This is a genomic window from Klebsiella michiganensis (genome assembly GCF_015139575.1).
Lineage (GTDB): Bacteria > Pseudomonadota > Gammaproteobacteria > Enterobacterales > Enterobacteriaceae > Klebsiella > Klebsiella michiganensis.
Map to the genome: position 1 here is coordinate 4,479,061 of NZ_AP022547.1, position 23,176 is coordinate 4,502,236.

The window sequence follows — 23,176 nt, forward strand, 5'->3', positions numbered from 1 at the left end:
CGCGCAACATATCAGGATGACATGTTGATATCAGGAAAAGGTAAATTTAGATGTTTTTCATTGGGTTATGAGGTCAACTTCGTGTTGAAAAAGTGTTGCATGCGGGACCGGAGTGGTTATAAACCATAACAATCTGGTGGCTCATGAGAAACATAATTTTAACCTCACCACGGCCAAAACCATGACCATGATGAGGGTTTACTTATTCTGAAGCGAGGAAGTTATCGAGATACGGAACCACGCGGGTCACGGAGGTCTGGAATACGGCGTTTTCAATCCAGTAAAATGTATTCTCACCCGGGCGTAAATTAAACGCCGTCAGGTAGGCATCGGCAGCTTCCCGGTTCTGCCCTTTCATTTCGTAGACTTTGCCCAGCAGCACATAATTCATCCACGACATTTCCAGATCAATCCCGGCATTAATCGCGTCATAGGCTTCATCCACTTTTCCTTTGCCCAGCATATCCACCGTTTTAATCTGATAAAATATTGCCATATCTTTAATCCCCGGCATATTACCCACCCGGGTTATTTCGCTGTACAGATCGGCGAGCTGTTTCTCATCCAGCGGCTGCTGAGAATGGCGCAATACGTCAACCAGCGCTTTTTCCGCCCACGCATAGGTAAAGTCCGGCGACTGCTTATTCACGTCGGCAAGCAGGCTACTGGCTTTGCCCAGCGAATCAACGTCTCCGTTCATTAATAGCTGATGCGCCTGATAGAAATGGGTAAGCGCGATACTTTGCGACGGCTGATACTGCTTTAACATCTCCTGCATCCGCGCCGGCCATGGCTGCTTCAGCGCCTCAGAGAGGCTGCTCAGCAGGTCGTTCTGAATCGAAAGCTGGTTGTCGCTGGTGACAAAGTAACGCTTATCCATCATGGTCGAGCCGTCGGCGTTATCCACCACCTTCACCGACATGAAGCACTGCTGTGCGCGATAGTGCCGCTGGTTGACGAACTCAATGGTCAGGGTTTTACCGGAACTGCTCGGCTCATTGATGTTGTAGTTGGTTTTGTCGTGCACCATAAAGGTGGAGAAGGTGTTCAGCGAGGTGGTAATCAGGCTCCCCAGACCGATGGCATAGGAGTGCTGCGATGACCAGTTGTTGCAGGTGTTGCCGCTGAGCAGGTGAATATCGACATCACGCGGGTTAAGCAGCAGCCGGGTTTTCGTGACCGGCGGGCGCGACTGCAGGGTTGACAGGGCCACCAGCGCCACGCAGCTCGCGAGGGCCAGCAGGAACAGACCCCAGACGATAAACGTGGTCAGCCGCTTGCGTTTTTCCGGCTTCGCCACCGGTGTGCTGTCTGGCGCAGACGCATCGGGCTGCGGGGAGGTCAACGGCGCCTCAAACCCGACCGTCTGCGTTTCTGCGGGAATAACCGGCGTCGGCTCCTCCCCCTCTTCGGTACACCAGATCACCGGCACCGTCAGCTTATAGCCGCGTTTGGGTACGGTAGCGATATATTCAAGGCTGCCATCGTCGCCATCTTTCAGCGACTTACGTAGCTCGGAAACGCTTTGCGTGACGACGTGACTGGTGACAACGTTGCGGGTCCAGACATTATCGATGAGCTCATCCCGACTGAGTACTTCGCCGGGATGACGGGCAAAGAAAACCAGAAGATCGATTAAGCGCGGTTCGAGAGTTAGCTGACGCCCCTTGCGGCTAATTTGGTTAACAGAGGGAGTAACCAGCCATTCTCCAACGCGAACAACAGGTTGTTGCATAAAAAAGAGCCCCAGGACGAAAAGGGAAAGGCGCGATGATACCACATTTACCCTACCTATTAATGATAGGGGTCATGACCATGAACGCAATATATTCCTCTTCGTTTTTGATGACTGGCAAACTTTCATTTGCTAAAGGCGTCTTTTGCCTGAGGGCGATGTTCCCTGGGGCGACAAAAGCGCGCCATTTTTAGCCCTATTTTCCCCGAATGTGTGACCTGAGCAAAGCTTAGGCGCGACAATCGTCGCCCATCCGTGGGGATATGCTATTTTTAGCTCGCCCGACAGAGATCGGACCGCCGAACAGATGGCCGAAAACAGTGCCTCACCCGCAGCGTAAGGAATGTCGACGATGAACTACAAATTAGATAAGCAAATTGTGCACAATGACGTGTTAAGAAATAGCTTCATTGACCTGGCGATTAAAACCTTCGATCTCTCCTTTAAAGAGTGGTACCGCAAAGGGTACTGGACCGACGCCTATATTCCCTACGCCCTGGTAAGCAACAATAAAGTGATTGCTAACGCCTCCGCCAATATTATCGATCTGATCTGGCAGGGCGAACCCCGCCGCTATATTCAAATCGGCACCGTGATGACCGATATCGATCATCGTGATAAGGGTCTGGCCGGGCAGCTCGTCAGGGAGATTCTGACGGACTGGCAGGATAAGGCCGACGCCTTTTTCCTGTTTGCTAACCCGACAACCGTTGATTTTTATCCGAAATTTGGCTTCGAGCGCACCGCCGAACATCAATATATTATGCCGGTGGTACCGGCAGCGGGCGACTTCCGCAAGCTCGATATGGACCAGCCGGAAGAGGTTGCGCGATTACAGCGGTACTATCAAAAATCGAATCCGTTTTCACAGCTGCGGGTACAGGATAACTTCGGTTTATTGATGTTCTACTGCTCCGCCTTTATGAAGCACTTCGTCTATTATTCCGACAAAAACCAGGCCATCGCGATTGCGATGCAAAACGGTCCGGCGCTGATCTGTTTTGATATTTTCTGCGACAGCGGACGCTCCCTGTCGGCCATTATTAACGAGCTCGCCGATGAAAATACGTACCAGGCTATTCTCGGCTTTACCCCCAAAGAGAATCGGACCGGCGAGTATGAAAAAATCGAAGGCGAAGATATTCTGTTTATCTACGGACAAAAAGAAAATATCTTCAAAGAGAATAAGCTGATGTTCCCGCTTTTATCCCACGCCTGAGGCTGCGCTTAACGCGTCTACGGCCCGCGACCGGGCCTTATTGCGCCAATAACCACTGTTCAAACGCCTGTAGCGCCGATTCGTTGACGCCGTTTTCCAGCGGCCTCACCAGGCAAAAGCGCTTGCTCAGGCTGCGGGCCTGCGGCCAGGGCGCAGCCAGCGTCCCGTTTTCGAGCGCTTTTTCAACGTACACGTGCGGTACCAGCGCAACGCCCTGCCCGGCCAGCGCGGCGGCTATCGCCATCTCATGCAGATCGTAGCGCACGCCCCGCGCCGGATTATCCAGCGCGATCCCGCACTCTTCAGCATAGCGCTGCCAGGCGTCAGGATTCTGCCGTCGATGAATACGCGGCAGCGCGTTCAGCTGGCTGGCGAGATCTTCTCCCGTAAGTAGCCCGGCGTGGCATACCGGCACCAGTCTCTCTTCAAACAGAAACCGCAAGCGCATTCCTGCCCATGCGGGATGCTCGAAATGAACCGCCGCGTCAAAACCGCTGCCGGTGAGGATAAACGGGTCGGTTCTGACCGCGATATTCAGCGTGATATCCGGATTCCGGCGCTGAAAATCCCCCAGTCGGGGAATGAGCCAGCGGCTGGCAAAGGTCGGCGGCGCGGCGATTTCCAGGCTTCGGCTGCCGTCCGCAGCCCCCATCAGATACTGCGTATCTCGCTCAAGACGCTCCAGCGTCTCGCGGACATGGTGCGCATAGCGCGCGCCGTTGGGGTTCAGCCGTACCCGGCTCCCAGTCCGTTCAAACAGCTTGCAGTTTAACAGCGATTCCAGGCGGGCGATTTGCCGGCTGATCGCGCCTTCGGTAAGCGACAGCTCTTCCGCCGCGCGGGCAAAGTTACCGTGCCTGGCGGCAGCCTCAAAGGCCTGCAGCGAGGTACTGCTGGGGAGTTTTTTTCGCACGAACGCCGCCTCTGCTGAAGGTTTATCAATGACGAAATGTCATTGAGTGGTGAAATAATATCGTTTTATAGCGCTTAGTGCCCAACGTAGCATGATCAAACGTCAATAATATCATTCCATCATGCAGAGGGCAGCCCATGTTATATATCGTTGAGTGCAGCTACGCCGACCCGCAAAGCGAAGCCGGCTGGAACAGGTTTTACAGCGAGGACAAGCTGCCTGCGCTGGTGTCCGTCAGCGGATTCCGCGCCTCGCAGCGCTTCAGGGCGCTCTCCTCCGGCTGCCCGGTCTATCTTGCTATTCATACCATCGAGCATGGCGATACGCTCGCCAGTGAAGCGTATCGCCAGAAAGGCGGCGGCAGCTTTTCCCGCTGGCAGGCGCATATTCGCGACTGGCGGCGAAACCTGTATCGCTACGGCGGCGTCTTTCCTGCCGTCGCTGAGGGGGATGTTTTGCTGCTGAGCCCCGAGCCGCTGGACGTCGTTGAGTCGGAACTGGGATATCCGCCGACAAACCTTTCGGCCGCCGGGCTGGATAACAACCCGCCGCAGCGCGTGGCGTACGTTCTGCCGCGCCGGGAAGCCATGCTGCTGGCGGGACGGGAATACGTCTCGATGTATGAGCCCATGGCCGGTCAGATGCAAAGCCCGACTGAAATACCGCCCCCATCACGCTAAGAGGTTGATATGCACAAACCCGCTTTTCTCTCCCGCCAGATTGGCGATTTTCAGGTGACGCCCCTCAGCGACGGCAGCATGGCCGCTGGCCTGGCGCTGCTGTCGGGTATTAATATCGACGATGCCGCAGACATTCAGCGCAGCGCGGGCGTCATTGACCCCAGCAATATCGACATTAGTGGCTATCTTATTCGCGGTCGGGGAAGGACGATTCTGGTCGACGCGGGTACGGGAGGCGGCGTGCTGGAAACCAGTCTGCGAGCGGCGGGGAGTGCGCCAGACGACGTGGATACTGTCCTGCTGACTCACGCTCACCCGGATCATATCGGCGGCCTGCTGGATGCCAACGGCGCGCCGCGCTATCGCCACGCCCGTCTTTATCTGCACCCTCTGGAAGCCGAGTACTGGCAGGACGACGCCATGCTAAACCGGGCCAATGCGCGGGGGCAGCGCAACTTCACGCTCGCCCGCCGCACCCTGGACGCCTATTCCCGCAGCCTCGGTTTTCTGGATGAGCGCGAGGCCGTCGCGGGTATCCGCCCGCTATGGCTACCCGGGCACACGCCAGGCCATAGCGGGTTTCGCATCGACGCCGCGGCGCAAAGCCTGCTGATCTGGGGCGACATCGTCCATTTTCCGCATATTCAGACCGCCCGACCCGCCGCCGCCGTTGCTTTTGATTGCGATCCCGCGCAGGCCAGAGCGACGCGGGAAGCGATCCTCGCCCAGGCCGTCAGCGAAAACCTGCTGATTGCCGGTATGCACCTTGGCGGGTCGGGATTTGCGCATATCGTACCGACCTCGCACGGCTATCGTATCGATGATTCTGCGCCGTAAAGAGAAAGCGGGCCGGAGGTTAACGCCCTGGCCGCCTTTTCTTATCCAACAACGCTTTATTTTTCACCTATTGAAAATTCCCGGCGGCGCCGGTCGCCGGGTTTAACCGAACTCACCCCTGATTTAAACGGCGTTTCCCTATGCTTTCTTCTGATAAACGCGGCGCTAAAATTCATTTTCATTATCCTCCCGACAAGCCGCTCGCGACGAGGAGTGCCAGGATGTACACTGCTTCCCGTTGCGGACGATGAACCGTCCTTTAAACGACATCCGCACGTAAAAACTGACACTCAGCAGCAGGATTCGCTTCCTACAGACATTAAAACATGCAGCTTAAACCACTCACCAAAGGTCGTTTTCATAGCATTTGGCAGCAGGACGATGCGTTTATCGAGAGAACGTTTCGCGAGCTACTCTCAGATAAGCAGCTTATTGCCGAAAATGAGCATCTTTATCATCAGGGCCAGGTTGTTGACCGATTAATCATGGTCGAATCAGGCAGAATATCCCTGCGTTACAGCGCGGAAAACGGCCGCCGCTTCCAGCTGGGTGCGATGGAATGCGATGAGCAACTTTTTGGTGAAATGGAGTTTTTCACAGGCTATCGCTGCCAGCTTGATATCGTGGCGGAGGAACCTCTTACCGTTGCGGTATGCAGCTGCGAGCGGCTCGAGGAAGCGCTCAATCGACATCCTAAACTGGCGATATTTTTTGCCAGCGCCATGGCGGTAGACTACCAGGATATGCTGGAAATCTTCTTACACCGCATGCTCTACCCCATCGTTCATAATGTTGCCTATGACCTCTACCGGCAGCACCTGAACAAACAGCCAATGGATGGATTCAGTAAGAATTATCAGGAAGCGGAGAGATTCGGCACCACCGACCGCGTCTATCGACGCGCGGTTAAAGCGCTGATTGATGCCGGACTGGTTGCGCGGACAAAGCAGGGACTCGAAATTAAGGATCTTGCTGGATTACGTCAGTTTCTCGGCAACGATATTGTTGAATGACGCGCCGGTGGCGGCGCGCCATTCATATCCAATTAAAACTTCCAGGTGAGACTAAAGTAGTGCCCGAGCCCGGTTGTGCGGCCTGCGCCGCCGTGGTTTTGCATCAACGCCATATTGCGGAAATATTTTAAGCCGTAGCCTACCGCATAGTTTTCTGTGTGCCAGTAGATCCCGTTATACCATTCAATCGCATTGTTACTGTAAAGCGACCGATCGCTATTTTTATTGGCAGCAAATTGATAATCGAAATACCCCTGGTAATTTAAATGACTGCCATTGGAAAACTGGTAAAAGGGTGTTGACCAGTTCGTGGAGAACATATACCCGTCCCACTTGCCTTCGTTTTCCGCGCCATAGTTTTCCCGCACATAGTGAGCATAGATGTTCATACCGACCATGCCGAACCAGGGTACGGTTACATCCGTCCCAAGCCCAACATAGTGCTCAAAGAGCTCGCGATCGCCTATGTTATTGACCGTTGCGATATAAAACTCGTTGAACGGGCCGACGGATAAATCTGTATTGAAAAGGGCATCCAGCGAAAAACGCGGTGATAGCTTAGCAAAAAAATTATCCCCACCATGGCGATCGTCGTGTTTGCTGTCAAACACATCAAAAATATCAACGTAGCCGTAAAGATCGACAATACCCGAGCGCGCACCGAACTCCAGTTCAAGATAAGTGTCGTTACGAATTCCATATGGAATTTTGGCATCAACGCTCTGCATTAAATTCATTTGCATCCAGCTAAAATCATTTTTCTTGGTATTTCCGTCGCGATAGTCTGCGGCTATTGCCTGCGAACAGCCAACGCTAACGACCATTGCCAACATCGTTTTTTTGACATTAAACATATTCCATTCCTTAGATAAAGCCTGAAGCTCATCGCTCGCTAAATGGAGCAATGTCAACAGATTAAATTAAAAAGAGAGATGCGTTTACTGTACTGATTTACGTTTTAATTTAAGAGTGGCAATCAGCATAATAAAGATAATCAAATATAAAACGGGTATGGCATACATAATTTTCTGCAGTCCCATCGTTTTTTCCATTAACGCACTGATCGCCGGGCTGAACATGGCTCCCGCGCTTCCGCTGATTAAAATATATGATACATTCTGACTGCTGGCGCGTTTAACAAAGGATACGCCATAGGCAATAAACGAGTTGTAAAGCGCTGCACATACAAAACCATAGCTGTAAGCCAGATAATCTAATCCAGAGATTGTTTGCTTAGTGACAATAATCGTCGTAATGACGCAGGCCAGTAAAATAATGCTTAGCAAGAAATAATGTATCCTGACCCGGGCAACGATAACGGTTGACACTAATGCGCCCACCAGCGCAGCTCCCCAATATTGAGTGATGATATTTCCCGCTTCTTCAAAGGGAATGCCAAATTTGTTTTTCACAAACAGCGGCGCCCAGGTCAGGAAGGTATAGAGTGCCAGCATACCGAGAAACAGGCCAATCCCTCCAATGATAATTCCAGGGTTCCACTCGGACTTAGCCGTATCAAGCTGTTCCGCGGAGGGCGTCGCTTCACAGGCGCTAAAGCGGGTCAGAGCCACAATGCCGAGGGTGACAAGCGCCACCATCCCCACGCTCAGGTAACTGTAGCTCCATGACATATTGTGCGTCAGTGCATAGGTGGTGATCAGCGGGAAGACCACGCCCGCCACGTTAAAGGTGGCATCCTGGACGACCAGCATCGTGCTCTGGATACGGTCCTGCCAAACGGAGACCACGATGGTTCCGGCCACGCACAGACCAATACCGCCGCAAAGTCCCACCAGGGTCATCGCCACCATCACCGGCCATAAACCGCTGCTCATATGCATCAAGAGCGCGCACAGGAACACCACGGCGTAGATAATCAGCGTCATGCGTTTTACGCCGACTTTTTCAATAAGGAAAAAAGCCGCAATCGTCCCTGCTAATGCGCCACCGTTGAGTAAAGAAAAAATAGACGCAACCGCGTTAATATCCGCATGATAATGCTGTGCAATGGGTTCAATCAGCATGCCAAACTGACTGGCAAACCCGGCCATAATAAAATTGGCCAAAAAACTAATTAAGGTCAGTGAGAGTTTATTTTTCATATAACACATCCCTGCAGGAGTTAATAAACGAAAGCTAAGCCGTCATAGCCGTATTCAGAGCCAGCTCAATCATGTTATTGAACGTTAGCTGTCGCTCTTCCGCCGTGGTTTCCTCGCCGGTCAGGCAATGATCGGAGACCGTTAAAATAGCAAGGGCTTCAATTCCGAACTGATGGGCTAAGGCATAAAGCCCGGCCACTTCCATATCAATCCCCAGTACCCCAAACGCCTCTAATGCAGGGATCAGATTTTCATCCGGGTCGTAATAGAGATCGCCACTAAATACGTTGCCCACTTTGACATCGACGCCATTTTTTTGCGCAACTAACCATGCCTGATGTAATAGTTTAAAATCAGCAGATGTCGCCATTGAATATCCAGAGCTGCGTTTCAGATTCGTGACAGAGTCAGTCCCGGCAGCAACCGCCAATATTATATCGCGCATTTTAACATGATGTTGCGTCGCCCCCAGGCTGCCTACGCGGATGATTCGCTTAACGCCATAATCATTAACCAGCTCATGGGCATAAAGCGTCATTGACGGTATTCCCATACCGTGCCCCATTATCGATACACGCTGTCCGGAATAAAAACCGGTATATCCCAGCATGTTGCGAACATTGGTCACTTCCTGATAATCCTGCAGATAGTTTTCCGCGATAAATTTAGCGCGTAAGGGATCTCCGGGCATAATAACAGTTGAAGCAAAATCACCGAGCCGGGCATTAATATGTGCAGTCATAACAACTCCAGAAATTTCATAATAAAGAGATGCTGGAATTGTAACCGGCGATAGCGCGAGCAGAGAGGACAAAAGTCCTGCTCAAACGATCGGCTTCGCATTTTCGAGAGTTATTGTTTGTAAGGAGCAGGCATATTCCGACTTTACAAATGATAAAAATACGCATCCGCATATTCGGTACAGGCGGCATCTTTTTCTACTGAGACACGGGGATAATCTGAAACGATTTTTATTCTCGATACGATCCCCCATTCCACCAATTTGATATTTACGCTAAGGAATAATGAAGCGTGGCCCAAAGCGCTCTAATAACGTCCGAATTCAGAATAATAATAAGACAAATGCCTTGGCTTTTCAGCACATTGCGTCCTCAAGGAAAAAACGGACCCAGTAATAGTACACGTACGGCTTAGTGTGATGAGGAAACCAGATCCCGTCAGGATCGACTCCCCCAAGAAAGTCCGGTCGATACAGCCAACGGATAGCCGCTTTCCCGGTGGGTACAGAAAAAGCTCTCTCGCGGCACGAGTACTTCGGCGCTTTCTGTTTTTTCTTACGTTTAAACCATGACATGCTGTTTCCCGCTGGTTATTTAAACAACAATAAACACCAGGATTATTTACCCCCGTTGTTATTCAGTGAATTTGATAAATATAAAAATAGATTTAAAACTGCTGATATCTTTAGAGGAAGATCATATTTTAATACCTTATCCAGTTTCCATTACGCGAAAACGAGCAAAGTATTACTTAACTTTTTGATATAATTTCGGTTAAGAACCATTATGCTGAATGGACTATTTTCTTAACTATCCATCCCAAATATAAAGGCCGCTATAGCGGCCCAATACATGAGGTTGATATTTATAAAAATGACATACCCATTAAGAAAAGCGACCCCAGGTAATTTTGTTAAAAATGGCTTTCCCCCCTTCCATCATGATAGCTATTGTTACTAATATTTTGGCTAATTCTATAAATACATTTGATGCCGCACCGCTAAACTCCTGAAAGATGCAGCCAAAAAAAAGAAGCGCTATACCCGACCAAAAAATCATGAAACCATGAACAGTTATTGAGTATACAAACTTAGTCAAAATAAGCTTTATTGAGTTATCCATTTAAAAATTCCTTATATAATAAAACCAACCAAAGCTGCTCAAATAGCATACAACCGGTATCTATTTATCCAATCTTAATCAATTAATGTCAAGCAAAAAGCTACAGCGTACTTTATTCTTTGCATGCCATATCATTACGTTGTCTGCATGGTTCGGTGCGCTGCCCCGGTAGCGTAGAGCGTGAGTCAACGCAACCGGATAAAAGTTTCGCTTTTGCTGAAGAAGGTACCCACGCTCACGAGAAGGCCGAACAAATCCTTAACGCTCTCCTGATGGGTTCCGAAGATACAATATTTGCAGACGTCGAGATGTATAAATACGTATAGTGATGCGTTGATGCAGTCTAAGACAACGAGCTGATTGTCGAGCTGCGCGTCGATTTCTCGCATATCGTTAGTGTGGAAACCTCTTTCGGTACTGCTGGAGAACTTCAGACCCGGCGAGAAGCTATGCCGATTCTGTAAAGCCAGCGCCATTTGTACCGCGTGCGAGCAGTTTAATATGCAAACCGGAGCGAGTTTGACGACCTGACAGCACAGAGCATCGGTCAGCGAACTAGTCGCCTGAGCTTCAGCATGCATATCAATGCCCACTAACGAACAACTCGCTGAAATTTACAGGCAAGCGGATTTTCTCGAATCCTAGCTATAGGCCATCCGCGACCGGGCAAACAGTGAGCTGAACGCAGAGTATCAGGTACCGGGGTTCAAAGTGGTTACCGATAAGCAAGGAAACCTATGGAGCGACGAAGAAAGCGTCTGGGCGCTGCTTGAAGACAAATTCCGTTATAAAACTAAGGAAGTTTGCGGCCTCAAACTGATAAGTCCGACTAAAGGCGAGAAGCTCATCAAAAAGTCAAGCCCGCGCCGCTGGACGAAAGTTGAAGCATTGATCACCCGCGCCGACGGTAAGCCGACCATTGCCCCCAAATCCGACCCACCCGCGCCCCGCGCTGAAAGTTAACCCTGTAAACGATTTTGACGACTTATCCGACGATGCGCTCACTGCAGACTTCATTTGATTAAGGAACAGCATCATGAAATTTAAATTAAACAACATCTGTTTGGTCTTTCCTTCCCTGTTCAAAGCCAAAACCGTTAATGGCGAAGGCGATCCGCGCTTCTCGGCTGTCTTATTGATGGAGCCGAAAAGCCACAGTTCGAAGAGATTCGCATAGTGCTTAAACAGGTAGCGAAAGAGAATTGGGGGAAAAGTGGGAACCACTTACGGCCAGCTAGAGAAAAAGCTCAACCTCTGTCTGTACAACGGCGACGAAAAAGCCGAGTACGATAGCTTCCCGGGTAATTTCTTCCTGAACGCGACGAACAAAGCCCGTCCTACTGTTATCGAACGCGATCGCACCGCCCTAGTAAAGGCCAACGGCCGCCAATATGTCGGTTGCTACGTTAACACCGTGGTGGCTATCTGGGCTCAGGATAACAACTTCGGTAAGCGCATAACGCATCGCTAAGCAGCGTCTAGTTCCTGAGTGACGGTGACACGTTCGCTGGCGGCGGTGCGACTGCGTCGGACGACTTTGACGATATCAGCGAAGGTGCTGATGCAGGCAAGCTAATTTAATTTTTATTTCTCCCGGCATTGGCTGGGGATTTATTAAGTTCTTCCCGCTGCTTACGGGCCGATAATGCACTTTCATAGGCATGTTCGCTTGCTTCTCTGACTTGTTCATCAATAGTTTCTTTCAACTTAAAATGTCGCTCAACCCACACGCAAATATTCATACGGGATTGAACTCTATAATTTAATGTATTCATACGATTTAAAAGCATACTTTTATTTTTTTGATGATGATTATAATCATTTTCTGTAATTTCATTTTCACCCCAAAAATATTTTACTTCACCTTCAGATTCTTCCCAGCGAAAGTTTTTACTGCCATACATTATATTGTAATTAACCTTATCTCGTGAAAGATCAGCAATATCTTGCCAAAAAGCTTCAGTGACGATAAATTTCTCGCTTATCAGCATTACCACATAGTCTCTACCTATAAGCACTATTGGCATCAAAATATAAACACCCATAAAGCTCAAACAGGCCATGATAATAGTGGAAAAAGATATCGTTAATTCCATTTCATAACTCCGAAGATTAGTTATGTTTAATATACTATGGGGCGACTTGGAAAACTATTGCGAAATCCCGATCACCAATGACACCCACGCTTATGCAGAGGGCGTCGAAGTGAGGCTTTTCGCCTAGGCTATCGGTGACGGACTGGTTAGCCTCTGGGATCTGACTGCTGGCGAATCAATCCACAGCAAACTGCGCCAGGTAATAGCCGACCCCAACCCCCTTCTGTTTTTCCATAATTCACACTTTGACCGCACGGTGCCAGACCATGCTATACCGGAGCTAGTGCCACCATTCATGTGCTGGCGCGACACAGTACACAGCCTCCCCAGCGCACTGGGGACGTGCTGTGATGTGCTTGTGCTGGGCGTTCAAGGATAAAGAAGGCAAATCTCTGATCCAACTGTTCTGTAAGCCCTGCCCGAAAAACAGTAAGCCACACCGCTCAACCTGCAAAACGCACCCGGTAGAGTGGCAACGGTTTGTCGCTTACGCCGGGTTAGATTTCAAGTCTATGCGCGAAGTATATAAACGGCTGCCGAAGTAGATTTATCAGGGCGCCGAGCTAGCTCTGTAGCATCGCGACCAGGAGCTCAACAACCGTGGCGTATGCATGGATGTACAGCTCGCACAGGCCTCCATCAAAGCAGTAGACCAAGAACAGAAACGGCTGACGAAGCGTACGTAGGTGATGACAGACGACCAAGTGTAGGCGGCCACCCAGCGCGATGCGATGATTAAACACATTGTCGAATCGTAGGGTATTGAGCTGCTGGACATACAACGCAGCCTAAAGAGAGCAGACAGGGAAGCATTCCCGGTGGGTGTTCGTTCGCACCACGGCAAAACATCGTCCGGATGAAACGCTGACGCCCGGGGTGAGAAAAATGCGGGAGGAGGATGATAACGCCTGGCGCGCCGGACTGAAAAAAGCGGGGATAGAGGATTTCCGCTTTCACGACCTCCGGCATACCTGGGCGAGCTGGTTAATCCAGTCCGGTGTCCCGCTTTCTGTTTTGCAGGAAACGGGCGGATGGGAGAGCATCGAGATGGTGCGCCATTATGCTCACCTGGCGCCGAACCATTTGACCGAGCACGCACGGAAAATTAACGCCATTTTTGGCGCTAGCGACACAAATACGACACAAGGAGGAAATCAGGCTGGACTAAAACTTGCGTAAGTGACTGTTTATTAATGGTACGCCCTACAGGGTTCGAACCTGTGACCTACGGCTTAGAAGGCCGTTGCTCTATCCAGCTGAGCTAAGGGCGCATTGAGAAGCGAGCTTCATGATGTGCAATCGCCGGAATTATACGGTCCACGCCTGATGAGTCAATGTATTTTGCCGCGAAACTGCGCTTGCCTGTGCAGGCTGGCGGCTTATGCCGCAAAAGCAGTATAAAGTTTATCCAACCTTATGTTTCTGCACGTTAACTTTTCTCCGGCTCCCGGGCTCCTTTTTGCGCCATTCGCAGCGCGGTCAGGCCCGTTTTTCAGCCGCCGTAACGCCAAAGAAAGATAAAATCTTAAACGAAGACTGACAGCGGGGCTGGCTTCTGACAAAATATCGTCATCCCCCTTTCGTAAAGATACAGATGGAATCCTCTCTCTGATGGCAGCAAAAATTATTGACGGTAAAACGATTGCGCAGCAGGTACGCTCTGAGGTTGCGGAAAAAGTGAAGGCGCGCGTTGCGGCCGGATTTCGTGCTCCAGGGTTAGCCGTCGTGCTGGTCGGCAGCAACCCGGCATCGCAGATTTATGTCGGCAGCAAGCGCAAAGCGTGTGAAGAGGTAGGCTTCGTCTCCCGCTCGTACGATCTCCCGGAAACCACCAGCGAAGCGGAGCTGCTGGAACTTATCGACACCCTGAATGCGGATAGCGCCATCGACGGCATTCTGGTCCAGCTGCCGCTGCCCGCCGGCATTGATAATGTCAAAGTGCTGGAGCGCATTTCGCCGGACAAAGACGTTGACGGTTTCCACCCGTATAACGTGGGCCGTCTGTGCCAGCGCGCGCCGCGTCTGCGTCCGTGCACGCCGCGTGGGATCGTCACGCTGCTTGAGCGTTACAACATTGATACCTACGGCCTGAACGCGGTGGTCATTGGCGCCTCCAATATTGTCGGACGCCCGATGAGCATGGAGCTGCTGCTGGCAGGCTGCACCACCACCGTCACCCACCGTTTTACCAAAAACCTGCGTCATCACGTCGAAAATGCCGACCTGCTGATCGTGGCTGTCGGTAAACCGGGCTTTATTCCGGGCGAATGGATTAAAGAAGGCGCGATCGTGATCGATGTCGGGATTAACCGCCTGGAAAGCGGCAAAGTGGTCGGCGATGTGGTCTATGAAGATGCCGCCGCGCGCGCATCGTACATTACGCCGGTTCCCGGCGGCGTCGGCCCGATGACCGTAGCCACCCTCATTCAGAACACGCTGCAGGCGTGTGAAGAGTATCACGATATTCAGGAGGCCTGAGATGGCGAATTTTTCTTTAGGCAAACACCCGCACGTTGAACTGTGCGATCTGCTGAAGCTGGAAGGCTGGAGCGAAAGCGGCGCGCAGGCTAAAATCGCTATCGCCGACGGTCTGGTCAAAGTCGACGGTGCGGTGGAAACCCGTAAACGCTGTAAAATCGTCGCCGGTCAGACGGTCAGCTTTGAAGGTCAGAGCGTTACCGTTACCGAGTAACACGTTCAGGCGCCGCAACCGGCGCCTGTCCCCCCACCCCGACAGATGATCTCTCGTTTTTCTGCACTTCAGTCAGCGCCGCCATCTTCCGATATCACGTCCCGTGTAGCACAGCCGCTCCCCTGGCTGCCTCCGGCAACCTGCACTTCCGCCTGATACCTCTTCTCCCCGACGAACGCTACAGCCGCTGGCCGGGAACATACGCAGGCGAAATCAGGACCGCGCTTCGTTTCTTAGCCTGAGTCAGGGCAAAAAAATGCCGGGGATGGCCCCGGCTAAAAAGAGAGAATGAGACTACTTACGGCGCCAGGTGGTGCCCTGCGGGCCATCTTCCAGCACAATGCCCATCTCGTTGAGACGGTCACGCGCGGCATCCGCCGCCGCCCAGTCTTTCGCTTTACGCGCGTCCAGACGCTGCTGGATCAACGACTCAATTTCCGCCACTTCCCCGTCGTCCGCCTGCGCGCCGCTCTGCAGGAAGGCATCCGGCTCCTGTTCCAGCAGCCCCAGCACCGAAGAGAGCTTGCGCATATGCGCGGCCATCGCGTTGGCCGCGGCGGCATCTTCGCTTTTCAGGCGGTTAACCTCACGCGCCATATCGAACAGCACGGAATAGGCTTCCGGAGTATTAAAATCGTCGTCCATCGCTTCGATAAAGCGCGCCTCAAACGCCTCGCCGCCGGCCGGCTCTGCGGTTTTGTCGGTTCCGCGCAGCGCGGTATACAGACGCTCCAGCGCGGAACGCGCCTGCTTTAAGTTCTCTTCGCTGTAGTTCAGCTGGCTGCGATAGTGGCCGGACATCAGGAAGTAGCGAATGGTTTCCGCGTCGTAGAACTTCAGCACGTCGCGCACGGTAAAGAAGTTGCCCAGCGATTTTGACATCTTCTCGCGGTCAACCATCACCATCCCGGAGTGCATCCAGTAATTGACGTACTCGCCGTCGTGGGCGCAGGTGGACTGGGCGATTTCGTTTTCATGGTGCGGGAACATCAGATCCGAACCGCCGCCGTGAATATCAAAATGGTTGCCCAGCTGTTTGCAGTTCATCGCTGAACACTCAATGTGCCAGCCAGGACGGCCCGCGCCCCACGGCGACGGCCAGCTTGGCTCGCCCTCTTTCGACATCTTCCACAGCACAAAGTCCATCGGGTTATGCTTGACGTCAACGACATCAACCCGCGCGCCGGCCTGCAGCTGATCGAGATCCTGACGCGACAGCTGACCGTAGTTCGGGTCGGTCGGCACATCGAACATGACGTCGCCGTTGTCGGCGACATACGCGTGGCCTTTGGCGATCAGCTGCTCGGTAATCTCAATGATTTCCGCGATATGGTGGGTGGCCCGCGGCTCCATATCCGGGCGCAGGATATTCAGCGCGTCGAAGTCTTTGTGCATCTCGGCAATCATGCGATCCACCAGCGCAACAAAGCTTTCGCCGTTTTCATTAGCACGCTTAATGATTTTGTCGTCGATATCGGTGATATTGCGCACGTACTTTAGCTTGTAGCCCAGGAAACGCAGGTAGCGCGCGACCACATCGAATGAGACGAAGGTACGGCCATGGCCGATGTGACAGAGGTCATAAACGGTAATACCACACACGTACATGCCAACTTCCCCGGCATGGATAGGTTTAAATTCTTCTTTTTGGCGCGTCAGTGTATTAAAAATTTTTAACATCGAAGATTCCGTGTAGACGTGTGTGGATATAAGTCGCGTATTCTAACCTTAATTCAACCCCGAAGCAGCACACATTGCAAGGTGATCCAACCCCGCGGTTATGCTATAACAGCCCCCTATATCTCACCCGACTCCGGGTGCAGGCACCACAATCATCGGAACAGGATGCAAAAATGGTTACTTTCCACACCAATCATGGCGATATCGTAATCAAGACGTTTGACGACAAAGCGCCGGAAACAGTTAAAAACTTCCTGGACTACTGTCGTGAAGGTTTCTACGACAACACTATTTTCCACCGTGTAATCAACGGCTTTATGATTCAGGGCGGCGGTTTTGAGCCGGGCATGAATCAGAAAACCACCAAATCTCCTATTCAGAACGAAGCGAACAACGGTCTGAAAAACACCCGCGGTACGCTGGCGATGGCCCGTACTCAGGCGCCCCACTCCGCCACCGCGCAGTTCTTCATCAACGTCGCCGATAACGACTTCCTGAACTTCTCCGGCGAAAGCCTGCAGGGTTGGGGCTACTGCGTATTCGCAGAAGTCGTTGAAGGGATGGACGTGGTCGACAAAATCAAAGCGGTCGCCACCGGCCGCAGCGGCATGCACCAGGATGTGCCGAAAGAAGATGTTGTGATCAAAAGCGTCACCGTTAGCGAATAATTCGTGGCGACACTTTTTATTGCGGATTTGCATCTGCAAACGGAAGAACCGGCGATTACCGCCGGTTTTCTGCGCTTTTTACAGGGGGAAGCCCGCAGGGCGGACGCCCTGTATATCCTCGGCGATCTCTTTGAAGCCTGGATCGGCGATGACGATCCTAACCCGCTGCATCGGCAAATCGCCGCAGCGCTCAAAGCGCTGGCCGATTCCGGCGTCCCCTGCTACTTCCTTCACGGCAACCGCGACTTTCTCGTCGGCAAGCGCTTTGCCCGCGAAAGCGCGATGACCCTGCTGCCGGAAGAGAAGCTTCTCGACCTCTACGGGCGCAAGGTGCTGATTATGCACGGCGACACCCTCTGCACCGACGATGCAGGCTATCTGGCGTTTCGCGCGAAAGTTCACAATCCCTGGATCCAGCGCCTGTTTCTGGCCCTGCCGCTGTTTATCCGCCGCCGTATCGCCGCCAGAATGCGCGCCGACAGCAAAGCGGCCAACAGCAGCAAGTCGATGGAAATTATGGATGTGAATCCCCAGGCGGTCGTTGACGTCATGGAGAAACATCGCGTTCAGTGGCTGATTCACGGGCATACGCACCGCCCCGCCGTCCACCCGCTAGAAGCCAACGGCCAGACCGCGTACCGCGTGGTGCTCGGCGCCTGGCATAGCCAGGGCTCTATGGTCAAAGTGACGCCAGAAGACGTTGAGCTGATTCATTTTCCTTTCTAGCCCCCGGCAAGGGCTGATTCTTTATTTTCCGCGATTTATCCGGGCCGCACGATGAGCGCGTTGTGCAAATCTACCTGCTGGTGATGGGCATTCTTATGCTGACCCGGGGACGGGGGCTGGTTTTACTTTTTGCCCGCTCATAACCGGAGCGTTTCATCGAATACCGACAACACAAAGGCGGCTGGCCATGCGCACGCAACCGTTTTCCTTGCCGGGAGTTCATGCTATTCTCTGTGGCCTCTAAAGCAGTGTGAAACACACCCACAGGAGTTTTAAGACGCATGTCTTCCCGCAATAATTCGGCGCGTATCGCCATCGTGATGGGGTCCAAAAGCGACTGGGCTACCATGCAGTTTACCGCAGAAATCCTTGATGCCCTGAACGTTCCGTACCATGTCGAAGTGGTCTCCGCCCACCGCACGCCCGATAAACTGTTCAGCTTCGCCGAAGGCGCGGAAGAAAACGGTTTTCAGGTGATTATTGCCGGTGCCGGCGGCGCGGCGCACCTGCCGGGCATGATTGCGGCGAAAACGCTGGTGCCGGTGTTAGGCGTGCCGGTTCAGAGCGCGGCACTGAGCGGCGTAGACAGCCTCTACTCCATCGTCCAGATGCCGCGCGGCATCCCGGTGGGTACGCTGGCCATCGGCAAAGCCGGGGCCGCCAACGCCGCCCTGCTGGCGGCGCAGATCCTCGCCCAGCACGATGCGGAACTGCACCAGCGCCTCAGCGCCTGGCGTCAGGCGCAAACCGATGAAGTGCTGGATAACCCGGATCCGCGGGGTGCGGCATGAAGCAGGTTTGCGTTCTCGGCAACGGTCAGCTAGGCCGGATGCTGCGCCAGGCCGGCGAGCCGCTGGGTATTGCGGTCTGGCCGGTCGGTCTGGAAGCCGACCCGGAAGCGGTGCCGGTACAGCAAAGCGTGATTACCGCAGAGATTGAACGCTGGCCGGAAACAGCGCTGACCCGCGAGCTGGCGCGTCATTCCGCCTTCGTTAACCGCGACGTTTTCCCGATAATCGCCGACCGCCTGACGCAAAAGCAGCTGTTCGATAAGCTGGCGCTCGCCACCGCGCCGTGGCAGCTTCTGGCGGATAAAAGCGAATGGCCTGCGGTATTCGCCCGCCTCGGGGAGCTGGCTATCGTTAAGCGCCGCGTCGGCGGCTACGATGGCCGCGGCCAGTGGCGTTTGCGGGAAAATGAAACCGCGCAGCTGCCGGAGGATAACTACGGCGAGTGTATCGTTGAGCAGGGCATTAACTTCTCCGCCGAGGTATCGCTGGTCGGCGCTCGCGCCCGGGACGGCAGCACGGTCTTCTATCCTCTGACCCGCAACCTGCATCAGGACGGTATTTTACGCGCCAGCGTCGCCTTTCCGCAGGCCAATGCCCGCCAGCAGGCGCAGGCGGAGCAGATGCTGTCGGCGATCATGCATGAGCTGGGCTACGTTGGCGTGATGGCGATGGAATGTTTCGTCACCGCTGATGGCCTGCTGATTAACGAACTGGCGCCGCGCGTGCACAACAGCGGCCACTGGACGCAAAACGGCGCCTCCATTAGCCAGTTCGAGCTGCATCTGCGGGCGATTACCGATCTGCCGCTGCCGCCGCCGGTGGTAAACAGCCCGTCGGTGATGATCAACCTGATCGGTACCGATCTGAACTATGACTGGCTGAAGCTGCCGCTGGTGCATCTGCACTGGTACGACAAAGAGGTACGTCCGGGTCGTAAAGTCGGCCACCTGAACCTGACCGACAGCGATACCGACCGCCTGAGCGCGACGCTGGAAGCGCTGAAGCCGCTGCTGCCGCCGGAATATGCCAGCGGTATCTTCTGGGCGCAGGCGCAGCTGGCGTAATCTCTCTCCTTTATCCCGGCTTGCGGCGCGCTGCGCCTTAGCCGGGCTACCCAACTTGCCAGCCCCACGGATGCTTAAATCCAGCCATTCCTGACGCTATTCAGCGATACACCGTGAAAAATCAATTCAGCAGGGCGCTCACCGCGTACAATAGAGGAATTATCGCGTCGAGCGACGCGTCTGAATGGCTTAACGGTTTAAATGATGGAATTAGTACCACAGAATATTCGGCAGATTCTCGCCAGCGATACGCCGCTGATTGACGTACGCGCCCCGGTTGAATTCAGGCAAAGCGCCATGCCCGCGGCGATCAACCTGCCGCTGATGAACGATGACGAGCGTGCCGCCGTCGGCACCTGCTATAAGCGTCAGGGGCCGGACGCCGCCCTCGCGCTGGGCCATCAGCTGGTCAACGGCGAGATTCGCGCCCGCCGCCTCGCCGCCTGGAAAGAGGCCTGCGCGCGCTATCCCGAGGGCTACCTGTGCTGCGCTCGCGGCGGCCAGCGTTCGCATATCGTCCAGCAGTGGCTGAAGGAAGCGGGCGTGGATTACCCGCTGATCGTCGGCGGCTACAAAGCGCTGCGCCAGGCGGCGATACAGCTTACCGAAGAGCTGGTGCAGCGCCCTATCGTGCTGATCGGCGGCTGTACCGGTAACGGTAAAACCCAGCTGGTCGGCGCTCAACCGGACGGTATCGATCTCGAAGGGCTCGCCCATCACCGCGGCTCTTCATTTGGCCGAACCCTGCAGGAGCAGCATCAGCAGGCAACCTTTGAAAATCACCTGGCCGTGGCAATGCTCAAAAAGTCAGGGCAGCAGACGCGCTGGGTGCTGGAGGATGAAGGGCATATGATTGGCGCCAATCACCTGCCGGAGTGCATGCGTCTTCGCATGGCGCAGTCGCCGCTGGCGGTGGTGGAAGATCCGTTCGCTGTCCGTCTTGAACGGCTGCGGGAAGAGTATTTTGCGCGCATGCATCATGATTTCCTGGCGGCCTACGGCGAAGAGCAAGGCTGGCAGGCGTATAGCGAATATCTGCATCATGGTCTGTTCGCAATCCGCCGCCGCCTCGGGTTACAGCGTTTTGCCCAGCTCACCGCCCGGCTTGATGAAGCCCTGCTTGAGCAGCAGCGAACCGCCAGCACCGAAGCCCACTTCAGCTGGCTGGTTCCCCTGCTGAACGAGTATTACGATCCGATGTACCGCTACCAGCTCGGCAAAAAAGCGGAGAAGATTATTTTTCGCGGCAGCTGGCAGGACGTCGCCGCCTGGCTGGCGGAGTAATCACATCCTCTCTTGTCCCGGCTTGCGGCGTAAATGCCTTAGCCGGGCTACGGGTCCGCAGACGGCGGTGAACCTGTAGCCCCGCTAAGCGCAGCGTCACCGGGGAAGTGTCAGCGCTTAGAAGTCGTAGCGCAGACGCACCAGGTTCATATCGCCCAGGTTGTCGGTGCTCGACGTGAAGACGTGTTCATAGTCAACGCGGAAACCATAATCCAGCTGGAAGCTCACGCCGACGCCGTTATCAATCCGCTGATAGTTGCGGCCGTTCACGTACTGCAGGCGGTCGCCCATAAAGTACGGCTGAATGGATTTCACCGCATACTGACCAATCGGGAATTTATAACCGGCAAAGTACTCAATACCCCAGGCATCGCCCGCGAAGTAGTTATGAACATCGGTTTTTTTGGTGGTCAGGAAGTTCTGATACCAGCCGCCGCCGAAGGAGAAGGTCCAGTTATCCGGCGTCCAGCTTAGCGCGGTACCGACGATATTCTGATCGTATGATTTGCTGTCTGAACTGGAGGGGTTACGCATATCGGCGCGGGTATAGTTCCACGCTGCGCCCCAGGTCAAATCCTTCATGATGTGGTAATCGGCGCCGATGGAGCCGCCGCCTTTACGCTTGTAGCGCAGGCCGTTGCCCGGCAGATATTCGCTGTCCTCAAACAGATAAGAGGCGTAAAGATCGACATCGCCAACGGTTTTCTTATATTTCAGCATATTGCGTGAGCGGTAGGAGCCATCGTAGTCGCCGTTGATGCCGTTACCCGGCGCCTGGCCTATCATGTCGTAATCCCAGATATCGGTTTTTACCCCGACCACGTCGTAATAAACGCTGTTCTGCTGACCGTAGGTTAACGTCCCCCAGGTATCGCTTTTCAGGCCGGTATAGAGCATACGGCGGCTGGTGTTATTCGCGCCTTCGGCGTAGTGGTTATCCCAGTCGAAAAGCGCCGGAATATTGACGCCCAGCTCGTAGTAGCTGATCCAGCTAATATCATCGAACAGATAGTAGTCGGCGGCGAAGCGGAAACGGGTACCGCCATCGAAGCCGTTACGTTTATAAGAGCCTTTGTCTCCGTCGCCGGACATCATGTTGAACTGGGGACGGATGCTCCCGCCGACGGTGAAATTAAGCCGGCTTAACGGATCGCCCGCCTGCGGATCTTGTTTTAAAAGCGTAATTTCCGCCTGGGATGCAAAAGAGGTTAACGCCAGGGCTGCGCCGATCGTTATCGCCAGCGCTTTTATTTTATGTGCCATACTTTTTCCTTGATTAATAAGCAACCTTATATTTGCCAGTTGAATATTAACTGCGATCGAGTATGGCGTGTTGTTGAGTTTTTAATGTTTCGTGCGGTTAAAAATCAGTGACTTACCATTTTGTGCCGTTAAAAAAACTGTGGTTATCTTTTCATCGCCATGTCATTAAAATGGTCTATTACCGCGCAAACATCATCCATGGAGGAAGTATGTCGAAAAAACTACTGCAGCTGCACTTTGCCTTTAACGGTCCCTTCGGCAACGAGATGTCCCGTCAGCTCGTGGAGCTGGCCGAGTCCATCAATCAGGAGCCGGGTTTTATCTGGAAGGTCTGGACGGAAAGCGAAAAAAATCAGGAGGCGGGCGGGATCTATCTTTTTGCGAATGAAGAAACCGCGCTCGCTTATCTCAACAAGCACACCGCGCGTCTGAAATCTCTCGGCGTAAACGAGGTTATCTGCAAAATTTTCGATGTTAATGAGCCGCTCACCGCGCTAAACCACGGTCATCTGCAATAGCAACGCGCATCCGTACCGGGTAACCCCCCGGGT

At 53.3% G+C, this 23,176-nt stretch carries 24 protein-coding genes, 1 tRNA gene and 2 pseudogenes; 17 read left to right on the plus strand and 10 right to left on the minus strand.

Annotated elements, in window-relative coordinates:
• Positions 1-202: 202 nt before the first annotated feature.
• Positions 203-1,735, minus strand: coding sequence for a lysine decarboxylation/transport transcriptional activator CadC (gene cadC, locus JLG71_RS21040; RefSeq protein ID WP_116280744.1), 1,533 nt, complete (start codon positions 1,733-1,735; stop codon positions 203-205).
• A 352-nt stretch (positions 1,736-2,087) separates the two neighbouring features.
• Here cadC and JLG71_RS21045 point away from each other — a divergent pair, with 352 nt between their 5' ends.
• A complete protein-coding gene (locus JLG71_RS21045) occupies positions 2,088-2,954 on the plus strand; it encodes a GNAT family N-acetyltransferase (RefSeq protein ID WP_025107114.1) in 867 nt (288 codons plus the stop codon).
• Positions 2,955-2,991: 37 nt separating this feature from the next.
• On the opposite strand, the gene JLG71_RS21050 is transcribed toward JLG71_RS21045, so the two are convergent.
• Positions 2,992-3,867, minus strand: coding sequence for a LysR substrate-binding domain-containing protein (locus tag JLG71_RS21050; protein WP_025107115.1), 876 nt, complete (start codon positions 3,865-3,867; stop codon positions 2,992-2,994).
• 137 nt (positions 3,868-4,004) lie between these two features.
• On the opposite strand from JLG71_RS21050, the gene JLG71_RS21055 reads away from it, so the two are divergent.
• The 3 genes from JLG71_RS21055 (at position 4,005) to JLG71_RS21065 (ending at position 6,397) form a co-directional block, all read left to right on the plus strand.
• Positions 4,005-4,547, plus strand: a complete 543-nt coding sequence (locus JLG71_RS21055) for a sugar ABC transporter (RefSeq protein ID WP_116280745.1) — start codon at positions 4,005-4,007, stop codon at positions 4,545-4,547.
• Between the two features lie 9 nt (positions 4,548-4,556).
• On the plus strand, positions 4,557-5,384 hold the full coding sequence (locus tag JLG71_RS21060; protein ID WP_116280746.1) for an MBL fold metallo-hydrolase: 828 nt from the start codon (positions 4,557-4,559) through the stop codon (positions 5,382-5,384).
• 326 nt (positions 5,385-5,710) lie between these two features.
• Entirely contained in the window at positions 5,711-6,397 is a 687-nt protein-coding gene (locus JLG71_RS21065) for a Crp/Fnr family transcriptional regulator (protein WP_116280747.1), read from the plus strand.
• 32 nt (positions 6,398-6,429) lie between these two features.
• On the opposite strand, the gene JLG71_RS21070 is transcribed toward JLG71_RS21065, so the two are convergent.
• The 4 genes from JLG71_RS21070 to JLG71_RS21085 all read right to left on the minus strand — a co-directional run bounded on the left by JLG71_RS21070 (position 6,430) and on the right by JLG71_RS21085 (position 10,361).
• On the minus strand, positions 6,430-7,251 hold the full coding sequence (locus JLG71_RS21070; RefSeq protein WP_116280748.1) for a nucleoside-specific channel-forming Tsx family protein: 822 nt from the start codon (positions 7,249-7,251) through the stop codon (positions 6,430-6,432).
• An 84-nt stretch (positions 7,252-7,335) separates the two neighbouring features.
• Positions 7,336-8,499, minus strand: a complete 1,164-nt coding sequence (gene tsgA, locus JLG71_RS21075; RefSeq protein WP_116280749.1) for an MFS transporter TsgA — start codon at positions 8,497-8,499, stop codon at positions 7,336-7,338.
• A 34-nt stretch (positions 8,500-8,533) separates the two neighbouring features.
• Positions 8,534-9,241, minus strand: coding sequence for a purine-nucleoside phosphorylase (gene deoD / locus JLG71_RS21080; RefSeq protein WP_109240775.1), 708 nt, complete (start codon positions 9,239-9,241; stop codon positions 8,534-8,536).
• Positions 9,242-10,124: 883 nt separating this feature from the next.
• Complete coding sequence (locus JLG71_RS21085) at positions 10,125-10,361, minus strand: hypothetical protein (RefSeq protein ID WP_116280751.1); 237 nt, start codon at positions 10,359-10,361, stop codon at positions 10,125-10,127.
• A gap of 155 nt (positions 10,362-10,516) precedes the next feature.
• On the opposite strand from JLG71_RS21085, the gene JLG71_RS28450 reads away from it, so the two are divergent.
• The 3 genes from JLG71_RS28450 to JLG71_RS28460 all read left to right on the plus strand — a co-directional run bounded on the left by JLG71_RS28450 (position 10,517) and on the right by JLG71_RS28460 (position 11,832).
• The gene (locus JLG71_RS28450; RefSeq protein WP_224237006.1) at positions 10,517-10,687 is read left to right on the plus strand and encodes a DUF2800 domain-containing protein; all 171 of its coding nucleotides are present in this window, start codon (positions 10,517-10,519) and stop codon (positions 10,685-10,687) included.
• Positions 10,688-11,072: 385 nt separating this feature from the next.
• Positions 11,073-11,324 carry a DUF2800 domain-containing protein gene (locus tag JLG71_RS28455; protein ID WP_257199132.1) on the plus strand — a complete coding sequence of 84 codons (252 nt, stop codon included), beginning with the start codon at positions 11,073-11,075 and terminating at the stop codon, positions 11,322-11,324.
• A gap of 250 nt (positions 11,325-11,574) precedes the next feature.
• Complete coding sequence (locus JLG71_RS28460; RefSeq protein ID WP_224237007.1) at positions 11,575-11,832, plus strand: ssDNA-binding protein; 258 nt, start codon at positions 11,575-11,577, stop codon at positions 11,830-11,832.
• A gap of 106 nt (positions 11,833-11,938) precedes the next feature.
• Here the strand turns inward: JLG71_RS28460 and JLG71_RS21100 are convergent, their stop codons facing one another.
• Positions 11,939-12,457, minus strand: coding sequence for a hypothetical protein (locus JLG71_RS21100; protein ID WP_142759553.1), 519 nt, complete (start codon positions 12,455-12,457; stop codon positions 11,939-11,941).
• A 130-nt stretch (positions 12,458-12,587) separates the two neighbouring features.
• On the opposite strand from JLG71_RS21100, the pseudogene JLG71_RS28465 reads away from it, so the two are divergent.
• A pseudogene (locus JLG71_RS28465) lies at positions 12,588-13,212 on the plus strand (DNA polymerase); the annotation flags it as partial.
• Positions 13,213-13,249: 37 nt separating this feature from the next.
• Positions 13,250-13,636, plus strand: a pseudogene (locus JLG71_RS21105) (tyrosine-type recombinase/integrase); the annotation flags it as partial.
• Positions 13,637-13,651: 15 nt separating this feature from the next.
• Here the strand turns inward: JLG71_RS21105 and JLG71_RS21110 are convergent.
• Positions 13,652-13,728 (minus strand) — tRNA-Arg (locus JLG71_RS21110).
• A gap of 340 nt (positions 13,729-14,068) precedes the next feature.
• Here JLG71_RS21110 and folD point away from each other — a divergent pair.
• Positions 14,069-14,935, plus strand: coding sequence for a bifunctional methylenetetrahydrofolate dehydrogenase/methenyltetrahydrofolate cyclohydrolase FolD (gene folD, locus JLG71_RS21115; protein ID WP_004099791.1), 867 nt, complete (start codon positions 14,069-14,071; stop codon positions 14,933-14,935).
• A 1-nt stretch (position 14,936) separates the two neighbouring features.
• Entirely contained in the window at positions 14,937-15,149 is a 213-nt protein-coding gene (gene ybcJ, locus JLG71_RS21120; RefSeq protein WP_004099787.1) for a ribosome-associated protein YbcJ, read from the plus strand.
• A gap of 294 nt (positions 15,150-15,443) precedes the next feature.
• Here ybcJ and cysS read toward each other — a convergent pair whose 3' ends face one another.
• Complete coding sequence (gene cysS / locus JLG71_RS21125) at positions 15,444-16,829, minus strand: cysteine--tRNA ligase (RefSeq protein WP_038424171.1); 1,386 nt, start codon at positions 16,827-16,829, stop codon at positions 15,444-15,446.
• A 173-nt stretch (positions 16,830-17,002) separates the two neighbouring features.
• Here cysS and ppiB point away from each other — a divergent pair, with 173 nt between their 5' ends.
• From ppiB to mnmH, 5 genes are all read left to right on the plus strand, one after another.
• A complete protein-coding gene (gene ppiB, locus JLG71_RS21130) occupies positions 17,003-17,497 on the plus strand; it encodes a peptidylprolyl isomerase B (RefSeq protein ID WP_004099775.1) in 495 nt (164 codons plus the stop codon).
• 3 nt (positions 17,498-17,500) lie between these two features.
• Entirely contained in the window at positions 17,501-18,223 is a 723-nt protein-coding gene (lpxH, locus tag JLG71_RS21135) for a UDP-2,3-diacylglucosamine diphosphatase (protein WP_014837623.1), read from the plus strand.
• Positions 18,224-18,504: 281 nt separating this feature from the next.
• A complete protein-coding gene (gene purE, locus JLG71_RS21140) occupies positions 18,505-19,014 on the plus strand; it encodes a 5-(carboxyamino)imidazole ribonucleotide mutase (protein ID WP_004848424.1) in 510 nt (169 codons plus the stop codon).
• The gene (purK, locus tag JLG71_RS21145) at positions 19,011-20,078 is read left to right on the plus strand and encodes a 5-(carboxyamino)imidazole ribonucleotide synthase (RefSeq protein WP_025107127.1); all 1,068 of its coding nucleotides are present in this window, start codon (positions 19,011-19,013) and stop codon (positions 20,076-20,078) included. Before purE ends, purK begins: the two co-directional genes overlap by 4 nt.
• 204 nt (positions 20,079-20,282) lie before the next feature.
• Positions 20,283-21,362 (plus strand): tRNA 2-selenouridine(34) synthase MnmH, encoded by a 1,080-nt coding sequence (gene mnmH, locus JLG71_RS21150; protein WP_032719617.1) that lies wholly within the window; start codon positions 20,283-20,285, stop codon positions 21,360-21,362.
• 117 nt (positions 21,363-21,479) lie between these two features.
• Here the strand turns inward: mnmH and JLG71_RS21155 are convergent, their stop codons facing one another.
• Positions 21,480-22,625 (minus strand): porin, encoded by a 1,146-nt coding sequence (locus JLG71_RS21155; RefSeq protein ID WP_004130005.1) that lies wholly within the window; start codon positions 22,623-22,625, stop codon positions 21,480-21,482.
• Positions 22,626-22,834: 209 nt separating this feature from the next.
• Between JLG71_RS21155 and JLG71_RS21160 the strand changes: the two genes are divergently transcribed.
• Entirely contained in the window at positions 22,835-23,143 is a 309-nt protein-coding gene (locus JLG71_RS21160; RefSeq protein ID WP_048261487.1) for a monooxygenase, read from the plus strand.
• The last annotated feature ends 33 nt before the right edge of the window (positions 23,144-23,176 follow it).

Excerpts from the sequence above, each read along its gene's own strand:
- cadC (WP_116280744.1), bottom strand. The coding sequence starts at position 1,735 with ATGCAACAACCTGTTGTTCGCGTTGGAGAATGGCTGGTTACTCCCTCT.
- JLG71_RS21045 (WP_025107114.1), top strand. The coding sequence starts at position 2,088 with ATGAACTACAAATTAGATAAGCAAATTGTGCACAATGACGTGTTAAGA.
- JLG71_RS21055 (WP_116280745.1), top strand. The coding sequence starts at position 4,005 with ATGTTATATATCGTTGAGTGCAGCTACGCCGACCCGCAAAGCGAAGCC.
- JLG71_RS21060 (WP_116280746.1), top strand. The coding sequence starts at position 4,557 with ATGCACAAACCCGCTTTTCTCTCCCGCCAGATTGGCGATTTTCAGGTG.
- JLG71_RS21065 (WP_116280747.1), top strand. The coding sequence starts at position 5,711 with ATGCAGCTTAAACCACTCACCAAAGGTCGTTTTCATAGCATTTGGCAG.
- JLG71_RS21070 (WP_116280748.1), bottom strand. The coding sequence starts at position 7,251 with ATGTTTAATGTCAAAAAAACGATGTTGGCAATGGTCGTTAGCGTTGGC.
- tsgA (WP_116280749.1), bottom strand. The coding sequence starts at position 8,499 with ATGAAAAATAAACTCTCACTGACCTTAATTAGTTTTTTGGCCAATTTT.
- deoD (WP_109240775.1), bottom strand. The coding sequence starts at position 9,241 with ATGACTGCACATATTAATGCCCGGCTCGGTGATTTTGCTTCAACTGTT.
- JLG71_RS21085 (WP_116280751.1), bottom strand. The coding sequence starts at position 10,361 with ATGGATAACTCAATAAAGCTTATTTTGACTAAGTTTGTATACTCAATA.
- JLG71_RS21100 (WP_142759553.1), bottom strand. The coding sequence starts at position 12,457 with ATGGAATTAACGATATCTTTTTCCACTATTATCATGGCCTGTTTGAGC.
- folD (WP_004099791.1), top strand. The coding sequence starts at position 14,069 with ATGGCAGCAAAAATTATTGACGGTAAAACGATTGCGCAGCAGGTACGC.
- ybcJ (WP_004099787.1), top strand. The coding sequence starts at position 14,937 with ATGGCGAATTTTTCTTTAGGCAAACACCCGCACGTTGAACTGTGCGAT.
- cysS (WP_038424171.1), bottom strand. The coding sequence starts at position 16,829 with ATGTTAAAAATTTTTAATACACTGACGCGCCAAAAAGAAGAATTTAAA.
- ppiB (WP_004099775.1), top strand. The coding sequence starts at position 17,003 with ATGGTTACTTTCCACACCAATCATGGCGATATCGTAATCAAGACGTTT.
- purE (WP_004848424.1), top strand. The coding sequence starts at position 18,505 with ATGTCTTCCCGCAATAATTCGGCGCGTATCGCCATCGTGATGGGGTCC.
- purK (WP_025107127.1), top strand. The coding sequence starts at position 19,011 with ATGAAGCAGGTTTGCGTTCTCGGCAACGGTCAGCTAGGCCGGATGCTG.
- mnmH (WP_032719617.1), top strand. The coding sequence starts at position 20,283 with ATGGAATTAGTACCACAGAATATTCGGCAGATTCTCGCCAGCGATACG.
- JLG71_RS21155 (WP_004130005.1), bottom strand. The coding sequence starts at position 22,625 with ATGGCACATAAAATAAAAGCGCTGGCGATAACGATCGGCGCAGCCCTG.
- JLG71_RS21160 (WP_048261487.1), top strand. The coding sequence starts at position 22,835 with ATGTCGAAAAAACTACTGCAGCTGCACTTTGCCTTTAACGGTCCCTTC.